17 protein-coding genes are annotated in these 18,007 nt (G+C 66.9%); 10 read left to right on the plus strand and 7 right to left on the minus strand.

The genetic code is table 11. The features are described 5' to 3' along the window. Nucleotides 1–35 precede the first annotated feature (35 nt). Together WC729_RS11930 and WC729_RS11935 are read left to right on the plus strand one after the other, a co-directional pair. The gene (locus WC729_RS11930) at nt 36–2,033 is read left to right on the plus strand and encodes an FAD-dependent oxidoreductase (protein WP_372852902.1); all 1,998 of its coding nucleotides are present in this window, start codon (nt 36–38) and stop codon (nt 2,031–2,033) included. Further along, on the plus strand, nt 2,026–2,817 hold the full coding sequence (locus tag WC729_RS11935; RefSeq protein ID WP_372852904.1) for an SDR family NAD(P)-dependent oxidoreductase: 792 nt from the start codon (nt 2,026–2,028) through the stop codon (nt 2,815–2,817). Before WC729_RS11930 ends, WC729_RS11935 begins: the two co-directional genes overlap by 8 nt. Before the next feature lie 315 nt (nt 2,818–3,132). Here WC729_RS11935 and WC729_RS11940 read toward each other — a convergent pair whose 3' ends face one another. From WC729_RS11940 to WC729_RS11970, 7 genes are all read right to left on the minus strand, one after another. Continuing rightward, on the minus strand, nt 3,133–4,044 hold the full coding sequence (locus WC729_RS11940) for a hydroxymethylglutaryl-CoA lyase (RefSeq protein WP_372852906.1): 912 nt from the start codon (nt 4,042–4,044) through the stop codon (nt 3,133–3,135). After that, entirely contained in the window at nt 4,041–5,135 is a 1,095-nt protein-coding gene (locus tag WC729_RS11945; protein WP_372852909.1) for an NADH:flavin oxidoreductase, read from the minus strand. The genes WC729_RS11940 and WC729_RS11945 overlap by 4 nt, the downstream gene beginning before the upstream one ends. Continuing rightward, on the minus strand, nt 5,132–6,265 hold the full coding sequence (gene ribB, locus WC729_RS11950) for a 3,4-dihydroxy-2-butanone-4-phosphate synthase (RefSeq protein ID WP_372852911.1): 1,134 nt from the start codon (nt 6,263–6,265) through the stop codon (nt 5,132–5,134). The genes WC729_RS11945 and ribB overlap by 4 nt, the downstream gene beginning before the upstream one ends. Nucleotides 6,266–6,269: 4 nt before the next feature. Then, the gene (locus WC729_RS11955) at nt 6,270–7,946 is read right to left on the minus strand and encodes an FAD-binding protein (protein ID WP_372852913.1); all 1,677 of its coding nucleotides are present in this window, start codon (nt 7,944–7,946) and stop codon (nt 6,270–6,272) included. Between the two features lie 61 nt (nt 7,947–8,007). Beyond that, on the minus strand, nt 8,008–8,787 hold the full coding sequence (locus WC729_RS11960) for an SDR family NAD(P)-dependent oxidoreductase (RefSeq protein WP_372852915.1): 780 nt from the start codon (nt 8,785–8,787) through the stop codon (nt 8,008–8,010). Between the two features lie 11 nt (nt 8,788–8,798). Beyond that, nucleotides 8,799–9,596: an enoyl-CoA hydratase/isomerase family protein gene (locus tag WC729_RS11965; protein ID WP_372852917.1), complete on the minus strand. Its 798-nt coding sequence runs from the start codon at nt 9,594–9,596 to the stop codon at nt 8,799–8,801. Then, on the minus strand, nt 9,593–10,768 hold the full coding sequence (locus tag WC729_RS11970; RefSeq protein ID WP_372852919.1) for an acetyl-CoA C-acetyltransferase: 1,176 nt from the start codon (nt 10,766–10,768) through the stop codon (nt 9,593–9,595). The genes WC729_RS11965 and WC729_RS11970 overlap by 4 nt, the downstream gene beginning before the upstream one ends. Before the next feature lie 112 nt (nt 10,769–10,880). Here WC729_RS11970 and WC729_RS11975 point away from each other — a divergent pair, with 112 nt between their 5' ends. The 8 genes from WC729_RS11975 to WC729_RS12010 all read left to right on the plus strand — a co-directional run bounded on the left by WC729_RS11975 (nt 10,881) and on the right by WC729_RS12010 (nt 17,966). Beyond that, complete coding sequence (locus WC729_RS11975; RefSeq protein ID WP_372852921.1) at nt 10,881–11,621, plus strand: SDR family oxidoreductase; 741 nt, start codon at nt 10,881–10,883, stop codon at nt 11,619–11,621. Continuing rightward, entirely contained in the window at nt 11,621–12,238 is a 618-nt protein-coding gene (locus WC729_RS11980; RefSeq protein WP_372852923.1) for an EthD family reductase, read from the plus strand. Before WC729_RS11975 ends, WC729_RS11980 begins: the two co-directional genes overlap by 1 nt. A gap of 59 nt (nt 12,239–12,297) precedes the next feature. Further along, on the plus strand, nt 12,298–12,888 hold the full coding sequence (locus WC729_RS11985; protein WP_372852925.1) for an NADPH-dependent FMN reductase: 591 nt from the start codon (nt 12,298–12,300) through the stop codon (nt 12,886–12,888). A gap of 37 nt (nt 12,889–12,925) precedes the next feature. Further along, nucleotides 12,926–14,098: an acyl-CoA dehydrogenase family protein gene (locus WC729_RS11990; protein WP_372852927.1), complete on the plus strand. Its 1,173-nt coding sequence runs from the start codon at nt 12,926–12,928 to the stop codon at nt 14,096–14,098. Between the two features lie 13 nt (nt 14,099–14,111). Further along, nucleotides 14,112–14,879: an SDR family NAD(P)-dependent oxidoreductase gene (locus WC729_RS11995; protein WP_372852929.1), complete on the plus strand. Its 768-nt coding sequence runs from the start codon at nt 14,112–14,114 to the stop codon at nt 14,877–14,879. Nucleotides 14,880–15,040: 161 nt separating this feature from the next. Then, nucleotides 15,041–15,952 (plus strand): fatty acid desaturase, encoded by a 912-nt coding sequence (locus WC729_RS12000; RefSeq protein WP_372852931.1) that lies wholly within the window; start codon nt 15,041–15,043, stop codon nt 15,950–15,952. Next, a complete protein-coding gene (locus tag WC729_RS12005) occupies nt 15,949–16,758 on the plus strand; it encodes a phosphate/phosphite/phosphonate ABC transporter substrate-binding protein (protein WP_372852933.1) in 810 nt (269 codons plus the stop codon). Before WC729_RS12000 ends, WC729_RS12005 begins: the two co-directional genes overlap by 4 nt. Before the next feature lie 17 nt (nt 16,759–16,775). Next, on the plus strand, nt 16,776–17,966 hold the full coding sequence (locus tag WC729_RS12010; protein WP_372852935.1) for a dipeptidase: 1,191 nt from the start codon (nt 16,776–16,778) through the stop codon (nt 17,964–17,966). Nucleotides 17,967–18,007: the final 41 nt, after the last annotated feature.

The following is an 18,007-nucleotide window of genomic DNA, read 5'->3' on the forward strand; positions in this document are numbered from 1 at the left end:
AGGCCGCAACGGCCGGCGCGTTGGAGAGGTGCACCGTGTCGCTCGATCACATCCTGAGTCCCATCACGATCAACGGGCTGGAGGTGAAGAACCGCATCGTCCGCGCCAGCCACGGCACCAGCTATGGCCGCGGCGTGATCAGCGACGAGTTGATCGCCTATCACGAGGCGCGGGCGAAATCCGGGGTCGGACTCAACATCCTCGAAGCGACGGTGATCCATCGTTCGTCCGCCAACCATACGGTCGACGCGGTCGACGATTCGATCATTCCAGGCTTTGCCGCGCTCGCCAAATCGGGCGCACACTATGGCATGCGGACCTTCGTACAGCTGTGGCACGGCGGCCATCGCTGGGCGCCGGCGACGGGCCAGGCGCCGATCTCTCCCTCCAACGTCCCCTGCCCGCTCGGCCTGGTCAACACGCCGTTCGCGATGACGCAGGACCAGATCGACGAGATCAGCCAGGCCTATGTCGATGCCGCGGTGCGCGTGCAGAAGAGCGGGCTCGACGGCGTCGAGCTCCATTTCGGCCATGGCTATCTGATCCACCAGTTCCTCTGCCCGCTGACCAACCGCCGTGACGACGATTATGGCGGCAGTCTCGACAACCGGATGCGCTTCGGGCGCGACATCGTGCAGGCGGTGCGCGACCGGCTCGGCTGGGACTATCCTGTCGGCATCCGCCTGTCCGACTACAACGCGCCCGGCGGGCTGACCCCCGAAGAGGCCGGCGAGGTCGTCGCGCGGCTCTGCGCCGGCAAGATGGTCGATTATGTCAGCGCGTCGATGGGCAGCCCCTACAGCATCTCGACCATGCTCGGCTGCATGGACCAGCCGGCGGGCTATATGCTCAGCTCGGCCGAGCCGATCGCGAAACGCGCCGATGTGCCGACGATGATCGCCGGCCGTTACCGCACGCTTGAAGAAGGCAACCAGGCGATCAAGGAAGGCCTGGGCGACATGGTCAGCTTCGTACGGCCGATGATCGCGGAGCCCGACCTCGTCGCCAAGACGCTGGCCGGCAATGCCGAGCGGGTGCGGCCCTGCATCGCCTGTAACCAGGGCTGTGTCGGCGGCATCCGCACCGCGCAGCAGCGCATGGGCTGCACCGTCAATCCGGTGGTCGGCTATGAGCGCACCTTGTCCGAAGATCTGATCGTGCCGGTCGCCAACCCGAAAAAGGTGGTGATCGTCGGTGGCGGCCCGGCCGGCATGGAGGCGGCGCGGCTGGCGGCGATGTGCGGGCACAAGGTGGTGCTGATCGAGGCGCAGCCTTCGCTGGGCGGCACGATCAACATCGCCAGGCGCGCGCCCAAGTCCGCGACGATCGGCGACATCACCTACTGGCAGGAACAGGAGCTTTATCATCTCGGTGTCGATGTGCGGCTGTCGACCTATGCCGAGGCCGAGGACGTGCTGGCCGAACAGCCCAACGTGGTGATCGTCGCAACCGGATCGCTGCCGCGCATGGACGGACTGCAGGCCGCACGGCCCGAAGCACCGGTGCCGGGCTTCGGCCAGCGGCATGTGCTGAGCTCGCACGAATTGCTGTTCCTCCCGCCCGACAAGCTCGGCAAGTCGGCGGTCGTGTTCGACGATGTCGGCCATTATGAAGGCATCGCCGCGGCCGAGCAGCTGATCGTCAACGGCGTGAAGGTGACCTTCGTCGCGCGGCACAGTTCGTTCGCGCCGCAGATCGAAGTGATCGTCCGCTCCAGCCCGGCGCTGCGCCGGCTGCGCCAGGGCGATTTCACGCTGGTGGTGGGCGGCCGACTGGTCGCGATCGGCGCGGACAGTTGCACGCTCGGCTATCTCGACGGCGAGCAGACCTGGGAGGTGCCGGCGGAGACGGTGGTGTTCATCTCCTACAACGAAGCGCAGAGCGATCTCTACCGCGCGCTCGGCGGCGGGACGCGGGCGCCGCGGCCGTACGAGCTGCACCTGATCGGCGATGCCAACGCGCCGCGCGACCTGCTGATCGCGATCCGCGAAGGGCATTTCGCCGGCCGCATCCAGGAGACCAGTCATGCTTGACGGCAAGATCGCCATCGTCACCGGTGGCAGTTCCGGCATCGGCGCCGCGACCGCCGCGCTGTTCGCCAGGAACGGCGCGACCGTGATCGTCACCTCCGAACAGCCGCTCGCGGCGATCCAGCCGGTGGTCGACCGGATCATCGCCGCGGGCGGCAAGGCGCATGCCGCGACGTGCGACATCACGGACCGCGCAGCCATCGCCGCGCTGATCGACGGCGTCGAGCGCGACCATGGCCGGCTCGACATCCTCATCCAGAGCGCCGGCGTGTGCTTCTGGGGGCCGATCGAACAGATGAGCGCACAGAGGATCGACCTGATGTTCGGCGTGAACGTGATCGGCCCGATCTCGATGATCCAGGCTGCGCTGCCCGTGATGCGCCGCAGCGGCGGCGGATCGATCGTCAACATCTCCTCCGGCGCGGCGGTGCTCGGCGTCAACGAATTCGCCGTCTATGCCTCGACCAAGGCGGCGATCGCCCATTTCACGCGCACCCTGGCGCCCGAGCTCAGGCGATCGAACATCCGCTGCAACTCGATCGGCCCGGGCTCGGTCCGCACGCCGATGCTCGGCTTCGAAAGCGAGGAGCTGACGCCCGAGCAGCAGGAAGGCATGGTCCGCCGCGAGGCGCGATCGATCAGCCCCTATGGCAATGCGATGATGGAGCCCGACGATATCGCCCAGGTGGCGCTGTTCCTGTGCTCCGATGCGGCAAAGGCGCTGCAGGGGTCGTTCGTGCTGGCCGATCAGGGCATTTCCAGCGCGATGCTGCCTCCGGCGAGCTAGGCATTTGAGGTGGATTGATCCACCGGCGCGTGTCGCGGTTCGATTCAAACTCGACGACAGACCATGGCAGGATGCGATCGGACGACGCTCGCCCTGGGCGGCCGTCCCGCTCATTCTCAGCTTGAAGAAACAGGACGATCGACGTCCGCTGTTTTCCCGGGGAACAGCGGAAATGCCCGCTGTTATTCCGCATTTATTCCGCTGTTATTCGATAACAGGGAAAGCGGACACAAACGCTTGAAAGCAAGCCATAAATCCAACCCCAAAATCCAACATAACAGCGGAAAAAAATTATAAGTCGTAAAACAGCCAAAATCAGAAGCCTCCAGCCCTGCCGACACTCGAGGGGAGCGGCTTGCCCATCACGCTGGCGAACCATCTGTTGACAGCGATCGCCCGGTCGAGGTCGATGCCGGTCGGCACGCCCGAGCGCTCGAATAGATAGACCAGATCCTCGGTCGCGACATTGCCGGTGGCGCCCGGGGCAAAGGGACAGCCGCCCAGGCCGCCAAGCGACGCGTCGAGGATGTCGGCGCCCGCTTCCCACGCCGCCCAGGCATTGGCGACACCAGTCGCGCGGGTGTCATGGAAATGAGCGCGAAGGCGGATCTCCGCCGGAAGCTGCTCGCGCAACGCGCCGATCAGGTCGCGGACCTGGCCTGGCACGGCGACGCCGATCGTGTCGGCGACCGCGATCTCGACCGGGCCGGCCTCGGCGAGGCGGCGGGCGATGTCGAGCACGCGCTGCGGCGGCACCGCCTTCTCGAACGGGCAGCCGAACGCCACCGCGATCGTGACCTGCGGCACCAGCCCCGCGCGCGTCGCCAGCGCCAGCATCGCGATATTCTCGGCGACCGATTCAGCCGAGGTCTGCGCCTGGTTGGCCTTGCCGAAACTGTCGCTGGCGACAGTGACGCAGCCGGCCTCGTCGACGCCGCGCTTGTTGCCGTCACGGGATCGCGCCGCGCGCTCGACACCCTTCAGGTTGAGGCACAGGCCGATATAACTGACATCGGCGCGATCGGGCAGTGCGGCGATCACCTCGGGCGTGTCGGCCATTTGGGGCACGCGCTTCGGGTTGACGAAGCTGCCGACCTCGAAGCGGCGGACCCCGGCCTCGATCATGCGTTCGATCAGCGCGATCTTGTCGGCGGTCGAGACGAGCACGCTTTCATTCTGGAGACCGTCGCGCGCGGCAACCTCGACGATCTGCAGCGTCCGGCTCATGCCGCTTCCTCCTCGGCGACGAAGCCCGGCCAGGTCGCCATATAGTCGATGAAATCACCGCCCAGCCCCTCGGCGGCAAGGTGCGCGCGGCTGATGGGAAGCGCCGCGCTGGCAAAGTCGGCATCCTCGGCGCGCCGGGCGAAATCATGATGCAGGATCGCGCCACGGCCGATCAGCACGAAATCTGCGCCGCGCACGAGGCATTGGCGAGCGCTCGCCGCGCTCGTCAGCTTGCCGGCGACGCCGAGCGCGGTGCCGTGGCGATCGAGATCCGTGAACCAGTCCATCAGCGTGCGGCCGTGCCAGGCGGAATCCTCAGGTTGCTTGAAGGTGTCCCAGCAGGAGATGTCGAGATAATCGATCTGGCCTTCGCGCAGTAGCCGGGCGGCAAGCGCACGGATCTCACCGAGGTCGACGCCATAGCGCTCGGGCGAGAGGCGCACGCCGATCTGGAAATCGGGCCGGGTACGGGCGCGCAGACCGGCAATCACCTCAAGGATCATGCGCGCGCGGTTCTCCGCGCTCCCGCCATAACGATCGGCGCGGGCGTTGCGGGTGTCGAGGAACTGGCAGAGCAGATAGCCATGCGCCCCGTGCACCTCGACGCCGTCGAAGCCGGCGCGTTCAGCGCGCAGACCGGCAAGGATGAAGTCCTCGATCGCCCGCTCGACTTCCCCGGTCGAGAGCGCGCGGACGCCGCGTTTCGGATCGTCCATCGCACCGACGGGATCGCCGGGGATCAGGTCGCGCGGGGCGCGACCGCCGGAATGCTGGAGCTGGACCGACGACAATGCTCCCGCCTTCCGCAGCGCGGTGGCAAGGCGTTCGAGGCCGGCGAGATGGGCGTCGTCGTGCACGCCGAGCTGGCGGGGGAAGCCCTTGCCCAGCGCGTGCGTGCTCGCGGCGCACGTCATCACCATGCCGAATCCACCGGCGGCGCGCTTCACCAGCCAGGCGAATTCGTCGTCGGAGATCGTGCCGTCGTCATGGCTTTGCAGATTGGTCAGCGGCGCCAGCGCCATGCGGTTGCGCATGGCGGGGCCGCGGCGAAGACTCAGCGGCGCATGGAGCGACGGCGCGGTTTCGCTCATTGGATCCAGGTCGAGGGCGGCGTGCTGGTCATCGCGCGGTGCCCTACCACATCGAGTGCGAAGCCCTGCAACGCAACCAGGGTGCGCGGCGAGTTGGTCAGCAGGGTCATGTCGTGGACACCGAGCGCTGACAATATCTGCGCACCGACGCCGTAATCGCGCAGCGCGTCGAGATCGCTCACCGCCGGGCTCTCGTCCGATTTGCGGGCAACGAAGCGGGTCAGCATGTTGGGCATCTGCTGCGTGATCATCACGATCACCCCTGCCCCTTCGCGCGCAATCTCGGCCATGGCGCTCTGGAGCAGGCCATGACGCTCGCCGGCAACCCCGAGCATGTCCGTGAAGACGTCGACCACATGCATACGGACGAGCGTTGGCTTGTCCGGATCGACATGCCCCTTCACCAACGCGAGCATCTCGCTGTCGACCGCCTTGTTGCGGAAGGTGATGGCGGTCCAGTCGCCGCCGAACATGCTCTGGAACCGCGCCTCACCAACTTTCCGCAGATTATGGTCGCGGCGCAGGCGATAGGCGATCAGATCGCGGATCGTGCCGATCTTCAGATTGTGGCGCTGGGCGAAAGCGACGAGGTCGTCCATCCGCGCCATCGTGCCGTCCTCGTTCATGATCTCGCAGATCACACCGGCCGGAGTGAGACCGGCGAGGCGCGCGATGTCCACCGCTGCCTCGGTGTGGCCGGCGCGGACGAGCACGCCACCATCACGGGCGACGAGCGGGAAGACATGACCCGGGGTGACGATCTCGTCCGGGCCGTTGGCGGCGTTGATGGCGACCGCGATGGTGCGGGCGCGATCCGCGGCTGAGATGCCGGTGGTCACCCCCTCGCGCGCCTCGATCGAGACAGTGAAGGCGGTTTCATAGGCGGTGCGGTTGTCGCGGCTCATCAGGTCGAGACCGAGCTGCTCGATCCGCGACTTCAGCATCGACAGGCAGATCAGGCCCCGCCCCTCGCGCGCCATGAAGTTGATCGCCTCGGGCGTGGCCATCTGGGCGGGGATGACGAGGTCGCCTTCATTCTCGCGATCCTCATCGTCGACCAGGATGAACATCCGGCCGTTCTTCGCCTCGTCGATGATCTCATCGATGCTGGAAAGCGCGTTGTTCTTCATGGCTTCAAATCCCCCCGGCGGTTTCGAGCGGGCGGTTGGCCGGCTTGGGACCAGATGCTGCCGCGGCATGGCGTGCGGCGCGGCGGCCCGAGAACACGCCGTCGGCAAGCGACAGGCCGCTGATATAGCCATTGGAGTGCAGGCCGACCGCTGACATGCCGGCGGCATAGAGCCCCGGCACCGCGCTGCCGTCCTGGCGGGTGACGGCGCCGCTGTCCTCGTCGACGGTGAGGCCGCCCAGAGTCATGAACTTGGTGAGGGCGTGGCGGTTCTCCATCGCCATGTTGATCGCGTAGAAAGGCCCCTTGCCAAGCGCGGTGCGGAGTTCCTCGGTCTTGCCGACCTTGTCGGGACGTCCCGCAGCAAGATCGGCATCGTGCGCGGTGATCGTGGAGATGAGCGCTGCCGGATCGATCCCCGCCTTTCGCGCGAGCGCCTCGACGCTGCTGCCGCGGCGGGTGCCGCCCAGGGCATAATTGATCAGCATCGGCACGCCGAAATATTTGAAGCGCTGCCACCCGCAGGTCAGCGCCTCGCGGATCGACGTGCGGAAAGCCCTGGCCGGCACGATCAGCCACGCCTTGCCTTCGGGCTGGCGCGCCAGGACGCCGCCGATCAGGCTGACATAGGCATCCTCGGCGACGAACCGTTCGCCGTCGCGATTGACCAATATGCCTTCGAGCAACGCCTCGGGCGGGGCGATGTTGCGCGCGATATAGACCGAGTCCATGTGCCCGGTCGCGCCGCCGACCGACAAGCCCATCGCGACGCCAGAGCCATCATTGCCCATGGTCGAGAGGCGGTGGCTGACGTCGTAATGCCTGCCTAGCACCGGATCGCTCTCGCCGACCAGATCGCGGCTATAGGCAAAGCCGCCAGTGGAAAGGATCACGCCCCCCCGCGCGCGGATCAGCAGGGTGCGGCCATGCTTCGCCTCCAGCGCCGCCATCGCCTTCGCCGCGCGCTCCGTCTTCGCGTGGTTGTGCGGCACATAGGGGCTGACCCCGGCATAATGCGCCTGATGTTCGGCATGCTTGTCGGCGGGCAGTGCGACCGCCTCGACGCCGAGCACGCGGCCGGTGGCGTCGGCGACCAGCCGGGTGACGCGGGTATGGAGCATCAGCGCGATGCCCTCGCGGATCGCCGCCTTGCGCAGCGCGGCGATATAGTGCGCGCCGCCAAAGCCCGGGCCGACTGCGCGGTGGCCGCGCGGCACGGGTTTCGCTTGGGCGGCAAAGGACGGCGATTTCTCGTTGCCCGAATAATAGAGGTACTTGCCCTCGGGCGGATACGTGATCTTCTCGAGATAGGTATCGGAGGCATAGCCGACGCCGTGTGCGACCAGCCACTCGACATCGCCCGCGCTACCCTCGCAAAAGCGGCGCAAGGTTTCAGGCCGCACCGCATCGCCCACTTCCATCTTCAGATAGGCGTGCATGTTCTCGACGCTATCTTCCAGTCCCGCCTCACGCTGGAAGCGCGTGGCCCCGGCATAGATCACGCCGCCGCTATAGGTGGTGGTGCCGCCGCCACCAAAGCGATCGATCAGGATGACCTCAGCGCCTTCTTCGCGCGCTTGCAGCGCGGCGCTGGCACCCGCGCCGCCAAAACCGATGACGACGACATCGGCCTCGCGGTCCCAGCTGACGGCTTCGGCATCTGCGACCGTGATCGGCGTCATATCCCTCTCCTCGTTAGCCGGAGAATAAACCAACCACTGTTAGATAACAAGCCCGTTCCGATCAGCGCGGTGCCATCCTGATCGCCCCGTCGAGGCGGACGTCCTCGCCGTTGAAATAGCCATTTTCGACCATCATCAGCGCCAGCCGTGCATATTCAGCCGGCCGGCCGAGCCGTTTGGGGAAGGGCACGGAGGCAGCCAGCGCATTGCGGACGTGCTGGGGCGATTGGGCAAGCAGCGGCGTATCGAAGATGCCGGGCAGGATGGTGTTGACGCGGATCCCCTCGCCCATCAGGTCACGTGCGATCGGCAGGGTCATGCCGACTACGCCGCCCTTGGACGCGGCATAGGCCGCCTGCCCCGCCTGGCCGTCCTCGGCCGCGACCGAGGCGGTGTTGACGATCGCCCCGCGTTCGCCGTCGTCGCCAGGCTCCAGCGTCAACATGCCGGCGGCCGATTTGGCGATGCAGCGAAAGGTGCCGACCAGGTTGATCTGGATGATCCGGTCGAAGCCATCGAGCGGATAATGTCTGATGCTGCCGTCCTCGCGCGAGCGGCTCGCCGTCTTGATCGCATTGCCGGTGCCCGCGCAGTTGACGAGGATGCGCTCCTGTCCATGCGCCGCGCGCGCCGCGGCGAAGCCCGCATCGACGCTCGCGTCGGAGGTGACGTCCACTTCGCAGAACAGCCCGCCGATATCGGCCGCCACCGCTTCGCCCTTCTCGCAGTTGAGATCGAACAGCGCGACCTTCGCACCCTTGGCGGCCAGCGCGCGCGCGGTTGCCTCGCCCAGCCCCGATGCACCGCCAGTCACCACCGCGGCGCAGCCTGAAATCTCCATGTTGCCCCCTCCTATCGACCCGTGAATTTCGGCGCGCGCTTCTCGCGGAAGGCGGCCACGCCCTCGCGGAAATCCATGCTTTGCGAGAGCATCACCTGATTGCGGTCCTCGAGCGCCATCGCCGCCTCGAGCCCGGGCGCGTCGAGATTGACGTTGATCACTTCCTTGGTGAGCGCGAGGCCCATTGGCGCAGTGGCGAGCATTGCCTCGAGATAGACGCCCGCGCTTTCCTCCAGCCGCTCGCGCTCGACGACATCGGCGACAAGGCCGAGCCGGAGCGCACGATCAGCGAGCAGGTCGCGGCCGGTGAGCATCAGTTCGTGCGCCAGCGACGCGCCTATGAGCCGCGGCAGGAAATAGCTGACGCCGACATCGCACCCGCCGATCCCGATCCTGATGAAGGCGGCGTTCATCCGCGTATCGGGCGCGGCGAGGCGGATATCGCTGGCGAGCGCGAGGGCGAAGCCGCCACCGACTGCGGCGCCGTGGAGCAGGGCGACGATCGGCTGCGGACTGCGGCGCATCGCCAGCATGATGTTGCGAATCTTGCGCTGCACCCGCATCGACGCGGCGATACCGTCATCGGTAACATGGCGGGTCAGTTCGCCGCCCAGGTCCGCGCCGGCACAAAAGGCACGGCCAGCACCGCGCAGCACGACCACCCGGCAAGCGTCATCGTCATAGAGCCGCTCGAAATAGCGCAGCAGCGCATCGATCAGCGCCGCGTCGAGCGCGTTAAGCCGATCGGGCCGATCAAGCGTGACCCAGTCGACCGCGCCGCGGCGCTCGACGCGGAGCGTTTCGCTCACAGCCGCTCCACGATGGTGACGTTGGCGGTGCCGCCGCCTTCGCACATCGTCTGCAGGCCATAGCGCCCGCCGCGCTTGTGCAGCGCGTGAACCAGGGTTGCCATCAGCTTGGTGCCAGAAGCACCAAGCGGGTGGCCAAGTGCGATCGCCCCGCCGTTGACGTTCAACCGATTGGGATCGCCGCCAGTGTGCTGCAGCCAGGCAAGCGGGACCGGCGCAAATGCCTCGTTGACTTCGTACAGGTCGATGTCCCCGATCTTCAGGCCCGCCCGCTTCAGCGCCTTGTCGGTCGCGAACAGCGGCTCCTCGAGCATGATCACCGGGTCGCCGCCGGTGACGGTCAGGTTGTGGATCCGTGCGAGCGGGGTCAGGCCGTGATCCTTGAGTGCCTGTTCCGATACGATCAGCACGGCGCTCGCGCCGTCGCAGATCTGGCTGGCATTGGCGGCGGAGATCACCCCGCCATCCTGGAGCAGCTTGACCGAACCGATCGATTCAAACGTCGCGTCGTACCGGATGCCTTCATCGCGTCCATGAAGCACAGGGCCGTCAGGCGTCTCGATCTCCAGCGGTACGATCTCCGCGTCGAAATCGCCACGTTCGGTGGCCGCGGCCGCACGCCGGTGGCTCTCCAGCGCGTAGCGATCCAAGTCAACGCGGGTCAGGCCATATTTCCGGGCGATCGCCTCGGCGCCGGTGAACTGGCTGAACTGGATGCCGGGATAGCGATCCTCCTGGCGCGGCGACTTGGCCTTGCCGAGCCCGGCCTGCTCGAACAGCACACCCGGCGAGAACATCGGCACGCGGGTCATGCTCTCCACGCCCGCGGCGATCACCACATCCTGCGTGCCCGACATCACTGCCTGCGCGGCGAACTGGATCGCCTGTTGCGAGCTGCCGCATTGGCGATCGATCGTCACCGCCGGCACGCTTTCGGGCAGGCGCGAGGCGAGCACCGCGTTGCGGCCGATCTGAAAGGCCTGTTCGCCGCCCTGGCTGACGCACCCCATGATCACGTCCTCGACCGCGGCCGGATCCAAACCGGTGCGCGCAATGATCGCGTCGAGAACGGCACCGCCCAGATCAGCCGGATGCCAGCCCGCGAGCTTGCCATTCCGGCGCCCGCCAGCGGTCCTGAGGGCGTCGACGATATAGGCGGTAGGTTTCAGCATCGGGCACTCCAGCTGGGCAAAACGTTAGCCGATGACGTATCAGGCGTTTTATTTCCAATCAATGTTAGATAAACTATCGGCCGATACCGGCAGGTCAAGCGGAGGGAGAGGCATGGACAATATCGCGGGCAAGACGGTGGTGATAACCGGGGCGAGCAGCGGCATCGGCGCGGCGATCGCGCGACGGCTGGCGGCGAGTGGCGCGGCAGTGGTGCTGGGCGCGCGTCGCGCGGACCGGCTCGACGCGCTGGTCGCCGAGATCACGGCGACGGGTGGCAAAGCGCTGGCGGTCACGGCCGACGTGACGAGTCGTGACTCGATGGAGGCATTGGTCGCCGGCGCGGTGGAACGGTTCGGCCGGATCGACGTGCTGATCAACAATGCCGGCGTCATGCCGATCTCGCGGCTCGATGTGCTCGATATCGACGCCTGGGACCGGATGATCGACACCAATATCAAGGGCGTGCTCTATGCGATCGCCGCAGCGCTGCCGTGGATGAAGACGCAGCGGTCCGGCCATATCGTCTCGATCTCGTCGGTCGCCGGGCACAAGATCAACGGCGGATCGGCCGTCTATGCCGCGACCAAGCATGCGGTGCGGGTGATCTCCGAGGCGCTGCGCCAGGAGATGACCGCCAACGGTATCCGCGTGACGATCGTCTCGCCCGGCGCGACCGAGAGCGAATTGTTCGACCGGATCACCGACCCCGCCTCACTCAAGCGGCTCGCCGGGGCGGCGGCGATCGCCCTGCCAGCGGATTCGGTGGCCCGTGCCGTCGCCTATGCGATCGGCGAGCCCGATGCGGTCGATATCAACGAGATCCTGATCCGCCCCCAGGCGCAGGAGATGTGATGGCCGTGTACAAGCTGATCCGCTTGCGCCGCCGTCCGGCCGGCATGACGCCCGACATCTTCCATGCCACCTGGCTGGCCGAGGCGCTGGCGACGGTGGATTCGATCGCCGGACTGCTCGGCTATGTCCAGAACCATTGCCTCGCTGGCGGCTATCGTGCTCGCGAGCCTTTGTTCGATGGGTATGCCGAGGAATATTACGCCTCGGCCGACGCCCGCACCGCCCGGGCCTCGCCGGATGGCGACGATGTGCTCCTGCCGGTCGAGGTGACGGTCATCCGCGACGGGCCGCAGCCGCCCGACGCGATCAAGAGCATCGAGCTGATCCGGCGCCGCCCGGACCTCCGCCATGGTGATTTCGATCGCTATTGGCGCGATTGTCACGGCCCCCTTGCCTGCGCGATCCCGTTCCTGCGCTACGAACAGAACCACCTGACGGCGGCGGCGCGCGATCCCGCGATCGCCTTTCACGGCGCCGCGATCACCTGGTTCGGATCGACCGCCGAGATGCGGACGGTCGCCGGGAGCGAGGCATATCGGCGTACCCGCGCCGACGAGGCCAATTTCCTCGACGGCACTTCCCCCGTGCTGCTGACCACTGCCCATAAGCTGCGTTGACTTACGCGCCGATCGCGGCAAATAACCAATCATCGTTTGAATAAGCATGGAGCGACATCGTGGCAGCGCATAGCCCCCTGATCGTCGGCATCGGCGGCACCACCGGCGGCAGTTCCTCGACGGAGACGGCGCTGCGCATCGCCCTCGCTGCGGCCGAGGCCCTGGGCGCACGGACCCTGTTGTTCGGTGGCGAGGCAATCGCCGCGCTGCCGCACTATACTGCGAAATCGTCGACCCGTACGGCAGGCGAGGCCGCGCTGGTAACGGCGGTACGCGACGCGTCGGGTCTGATCCTCGCCAGCCCAGGTTATCACGGCAATGTCTCCGGCGTCGTCAAGAACGCGCTCGACCTGCTCGAGGAGACCGCGCGCGACGCCCGCCCCTATCTGACCGATCTGCCGGTGGGCCTGATCGCCACCGCTTATGGCTGGCAGGCAACGGGCAGCACGATCGCGGCATTGCGCGCGATCGTCCACGCCTTTCGCGGCTGGCCGACGCCCTTTGCCGCCGCGGTCAACTGCCGACTGAGCCGCTTCGATGCGAATGGCGCGCCGAGCGATCCCGAAGTGGCCGAGCAGCTCGCGCTGGTCGGTCGCCAGGTCGCCGATTTCGCGTTGCGCATCGGCGCGCCGCTCGACATCGCATCCTGACCGGCGCGACCCGGCTGACCACGGGAATAGGACTGGAATGACCAACACCTCAACGCAGAGCGCACGCGATATCGCCGTCCGGGTCGAGGCTTTTGTCCGTGAGACGATCGCCCCTTATGAGCGCGATTCACGCTGCGGTGCGCATGGCCCCTCGGCTGAGCTGGTCGCCGAGCTGCGTGCCCATGCCCGCGCCGTGGGGCTGATGACACCGCACATCCTCACCGATGGCAGCCATCTCGACCACGCCGGGACCGCGATCGTGCTGCGGGCCGCCGGCCTCTCGCCGCTAGGCCCCGTCGCGATCAACGTCGCTGCGCCCGATGAGGGCAATATGTTCCTGCTCGGCAAGGTCGCGACCGCCGAGCAGAAAGAACGTTTCCTCAAACCCCTGATCGCAGGCGAGGCGCGATCCGCCTTCTTCATGACTGAGCCAGCCGACGAGGGGGGCGCCGGCTCCGACCCGTCGATGATGAAGACGATCGCCCGCCAGGACGGCAATCACTGGGTGATCGATGGCCGCAAGGCCTTCATCACCGGCGCTGATGGCGCGGCGCTCGGCATCGTCATGGCGAAGACCGAGCATGGCGCGACTCTGTTCCTGGTCGACCTGCCCGACCCCGCGATCCGCATCGAGCGTGTGCTCGACACGATCGACAGCTCGATGCCGGGCGGTCATTCGATCGTCGCGATCGACGGGCTGCGCGTGCCTGCCGACCAGATATTGGGTGAGCCCGACCAGGGGTTCAGATATGCTCAGGTCCGCCTGGCGCCCGCGCGGCTGACGCATTGCATGCGCTGGCACGGGGGCGCCACCCGCGCCAACGAGATCGCCACTGCCTATGCCTGCAGGCGCCAGGCGTTCGGCAAGCCGCTGATCGATCATGAGGGCGTCGGCTTCATGCTGGCCGAGAATCTGATCGACCTGAAACAGGCCGAACTAATGATCGATTGGTGCGCCGGCGTGCTCGACAGCGGCGCGCCCGGCACGACCGAAAGCTCGATGACCAAGGTCGCCGTCTCGGAGGCGCTGATGCGCGTCGCCGATCGCTGCGTCCAGGTGATGGGCGGCACCGGGGTGTCGGGCGATACGATCGTCGAGCAGATCTTCCGCGAGATCCGCGCTTTCCGAATCTATGACGGCCCGACCGAGGTGCACAAATGGAGTCTCGCCAAGAAGATCAAGCGCGACGCCGCCGCGGCGCGGGGCTGACGGGAGGACCGCGATGGAAACGCTAAAAGGACGCGTCGCGCTGATCACCGGGGCATCGTCCGGGCTCGGTGCCCGCTTCGCCCGGGTCCTGGCAGATGCTGGCGCCAAAGTGGTGCTCGGCGCTCGGCGCGAAACCCAGCTGGCCGATGTCGTGCGGGCGATCGAGGCGACCGGTGGCGAGGCGCTGGCCGTGCCGATGGACGTCACCGACGAAGCCTCGGTCATTGCCGCCTATGATGCTGCTGCGGCGCGGTTCGGCCCGGTCGATACGGCGATCGCCAATGCCGGGATGAATATCGCCGGCGCCGCGCTCGACGTGGATGCGGATGCGATCGACGCGGTGATGGGGGTCAATGTCCGCGGCGTGTTCCTGACGGCGCGCGAGGGCGCGCGGCGGATGATCGCGGCGGGGTCGCCCGATACGGGGCGCGGCCGGATCGTGATCATTTCCTCGATCACCGCCACCGCGATCTCGCCCGGACTCGGGCTCTATGCCGCCTCCAAGGCGGCATCGCTCCAGCTCGGGCGGACGCTGGCGCGCGACTGGGCGCGCAGCGGCATCAACGTCAATATCCTCTGCCCGGGCTATATCGAGACGGATCTCAACGGAGAATGGTTCCACACCGATGCCGGCGCCCGTCAGATCGCCAAATGGCCGCGACGGCGGCTGATGGGAGAGGATTCGCTGGATAGCGCACTGATCTATCTCTGCTCGGATCAGAGCGCCTATGTCACCGGGTCCGTGGTCACCGTCGATGACGGCCAGTCGCTCGCTACATAAGCGCCAGACCCAATCAGTCGCTTGAATCGGACGGGCCCGAGCGCACAGCAGCCCGCCCCGGAAAAGCAAAACTTCGCCGCAGCCAATTTGCGCCAGCGTTGAATATCCCATCAAATTGATGGAGATTAGATCGCGACACTGTGAAAGGTCGCGTCGCCCCTATGAGTCCGTCTCACTCGCCGCTGGAAATCCGCCCAGGCCGCCACCTCGATTGGCCGACCCTCGCCGTCGCAGCGGCGATCTATTCCGGCTGGATCGTGGTGACTGCGAGGCATGGCTCGATCCCCACGCCGCTGCTCGTCCTGAGCGGCGGCTGGCTTCTCGCGTGGCACGGGTCGCTGCAGCATGAGACGATCCATGGTCACCCGACCGGCATTCGGCTTCTCGACGGTGCCATCGGCTTCGTGCCGCTGGCATTGTGGCTCCCGTACCGCCTCTATCGCAGCAGCCATCTCGCCCATCATGCCAGTCCGGCGATCACTGACCCGCACGAGGATCCCGAATCCCGCTATGTCGACCGGCGCTTCGGCCTCGCCTGGCTGGCCGCCCGGCTCCAATCGACCTTGCCCGGCCATCTGCTGTTCGGGCCCCCGATCGCGATCGCGCGGTTTGCCGCCCATGAGAGCAGGCGCGCCGTTTCTGCCCCGTTGCAGGTGGCGCGCGACTGGCTGCCGCACCTGCTCGCGGTCGGGTTGCTGCTGCTCTGGCTCGATCATGTCGGGCTGAGCATCACCCGCTATGTCCTGTTCTTCGTCTATCCCGGCATGGCGCTGACGAATCTGCGGTCCTATGCCGAGCACCGGGCGGATCTCGCGACCAAAGGCCGGGCTGCGACGGTCGAGCGAGGTGGACCGCTCGCGCTGCTGTTCCTCAACAACAACCTCCACGCCGCGCATCATGAGCGGCCCGGCCTGCCGTGGTACAGGCTGCCGTCCTACCACCGCGAGCATCGGGCGCGCCTGATCGGCGACGGCGCCGTCCTCTATGGCAGCTATGGCGAGATCTTCCGCCGCTTTGCCGTGAACGCGCACGACGCGGTGCTGCACCCCCAATATCGCGACAAGAGCGCGTGAGGACCGGCACTGCCTCGCTCGGCATGTACGATCATGCGAGCCAGCGCGACGCAAATGACCGCCTTTGGGCTGCGATCGCGCGTATCCTCCGCGACCGTGGCGTGGCCGGGGTGCCAGACCGGCTCGAACGCGGCCGTTCGGTCCAGGACAGCTGGCATGATCCCGACCTGCTGTTCGGGCAGATTTGCGGGTTCCCGCTGATCACCGACACAACGCTCGCGCTGCGTGTTCTGGCACTGCCAGTCTATGATACGCCGGGCTCCGGCGCCGCGCTGCATCGCAGCTTCCTCGTTACCCGTCAGGGCGATGCGACCACGCTCGACGCCTATCGAGGCCGCCGAGCGGCGATCAACGATCGTCAGTCCAACACCGGCATGAATCTGTTGCGCGCCGCCGTCGCCCCCTTCGCCACCGGCGGCCGCTTCTTCGGTGAGGTGCGCGAGACCGGGGCCCACCGGCAGAGTCTCAGCGCGATCGTGATGGGCGATGCGGACATCGCCGCGATCGATGCCGTGACCTTTGCCGCGATCGCGCGCGCCGAGCCTGAGCTGGCGGAATCGCTGCAGACGATCGGCACGACTGTCGCCTCATCGACGCCACCATTCGTGACGGCGCGCGGCACCAGCATCGAAACCGTCGCGGCGTTGCGCATCGCACTGGCCGATGTCGCGGCAGACCCGGGGCTGGCCGACGTCCGTGCCGCGCTCTTTCTCGCCGACATCGTCCCCGGCAGCGTCGACCGTTTCGTCCCGCTTCGCACGCTGGAGATCGATGCCGCGATCGCTGGCTATCCCGACTTATGCTGACCGGAAGGACCTGCCTCATGCGGTATCTGATGACGTGCCTCGCAGCCATGCTCGCGACCACCCCGATCGCAGCACAGACGATCGTCTTCGATCCTCATATCGACCTTCCCAAATCGGCCGTAGCACCCGGCTGGACCGGCCTATCGGATGCCAGCTCGCAATTCGACCTGGAGCGCGCGCACAACGGCGGGCTGACGACGGCGGCGATCGCGCTGTTCGTGCCGCAGGGCGCGCGTGATCCCGCGTCTCTCGCAGCCGCGCAAGCCGCCTTCGTTGCCCGCGATGCGGCGATCCACGCGATCGCCGACCGCAACCCGACCTACGCGGATTTCGCACGCTCGCCCGCCGACGTCCGCCGGATCGTCGCAACCGGCAAATTCGCGGTCGTCGAGAGCCTGTTGAACGCCTGGCCGCTGGGTGAGGACCTCGATGCGTTCGACCGCTGGTATGCCCGTGGCGTGAGCATCATCGGGTTCGTCCATGCGGGACACAATCAATTCGCCGACTCCTCGCGCCCTGCACTCCAGCTGGGCGATCGTCCGACGGAGCATGGTGGCCTGTCGCCGCTCGGGCGCCAGGCGGTGAAGCGCCTCAACGATCTCGGCGTGCTGATCGACGTGTCGCAACTGTCGGAGGCGGCATTCGACCAGGTGCTTGCGCTCAGCCGCGCGCCGGTCATCGCCACTCATTCCGATGTGCGCGCGCTGGTCGACAACGCGCGCAACCTGAGTGACGCGCAACTCGACGCGCTGAAGGCCAAGGCCGGCGTGATCGGCATCAACGCGTTCAGCGCCTATCTGCGCGCGCGGAGCCCCGGGACGCTGAAGGCAGTCGCCGATCTCCAGGCCGAATATGGCCTGACGCCCGCGGGCAAGGCGCTCTCGACCGAACGCCAGGCCGAGTATGATCGCCGCTATCACGACATTGTCGGCAAGGAACCGGTCGCGACCGTCTCGAACCTGGTCGACGCGGTCGACTACGCCGTGAAGCGCATCGGCATCGACCATGTCGCCCTCTCCTCGGACTTCAATCATGGCGGCGGCGTCACCGGCTGGGCCGATGTCGGCGAGACCGCCAACGTCACCGCCGAACTGAAGCGCCGCGGCTACACGTCGGAGCAGATCGACAAGCTGTGGGGCGGCAACGTCCTGCGGGTCTGGCAGGCAGCGATCGATGTGCGCGACCCGGCCTATCGGCCCGTCAAATGACGGCTCATGCGGAGGGGTTGCGCAACCCGGCGGACACGGCA

It is taken from the genome of Sphingomonas sp., from assembly GCF_041661825.1.
Classification (GTDB): domain Bacteria; phylum Pseudomonadota; class Alphaproteobacteria; order Sphingomonadales; family Sphingomonadaceae; genus Sphingomonas.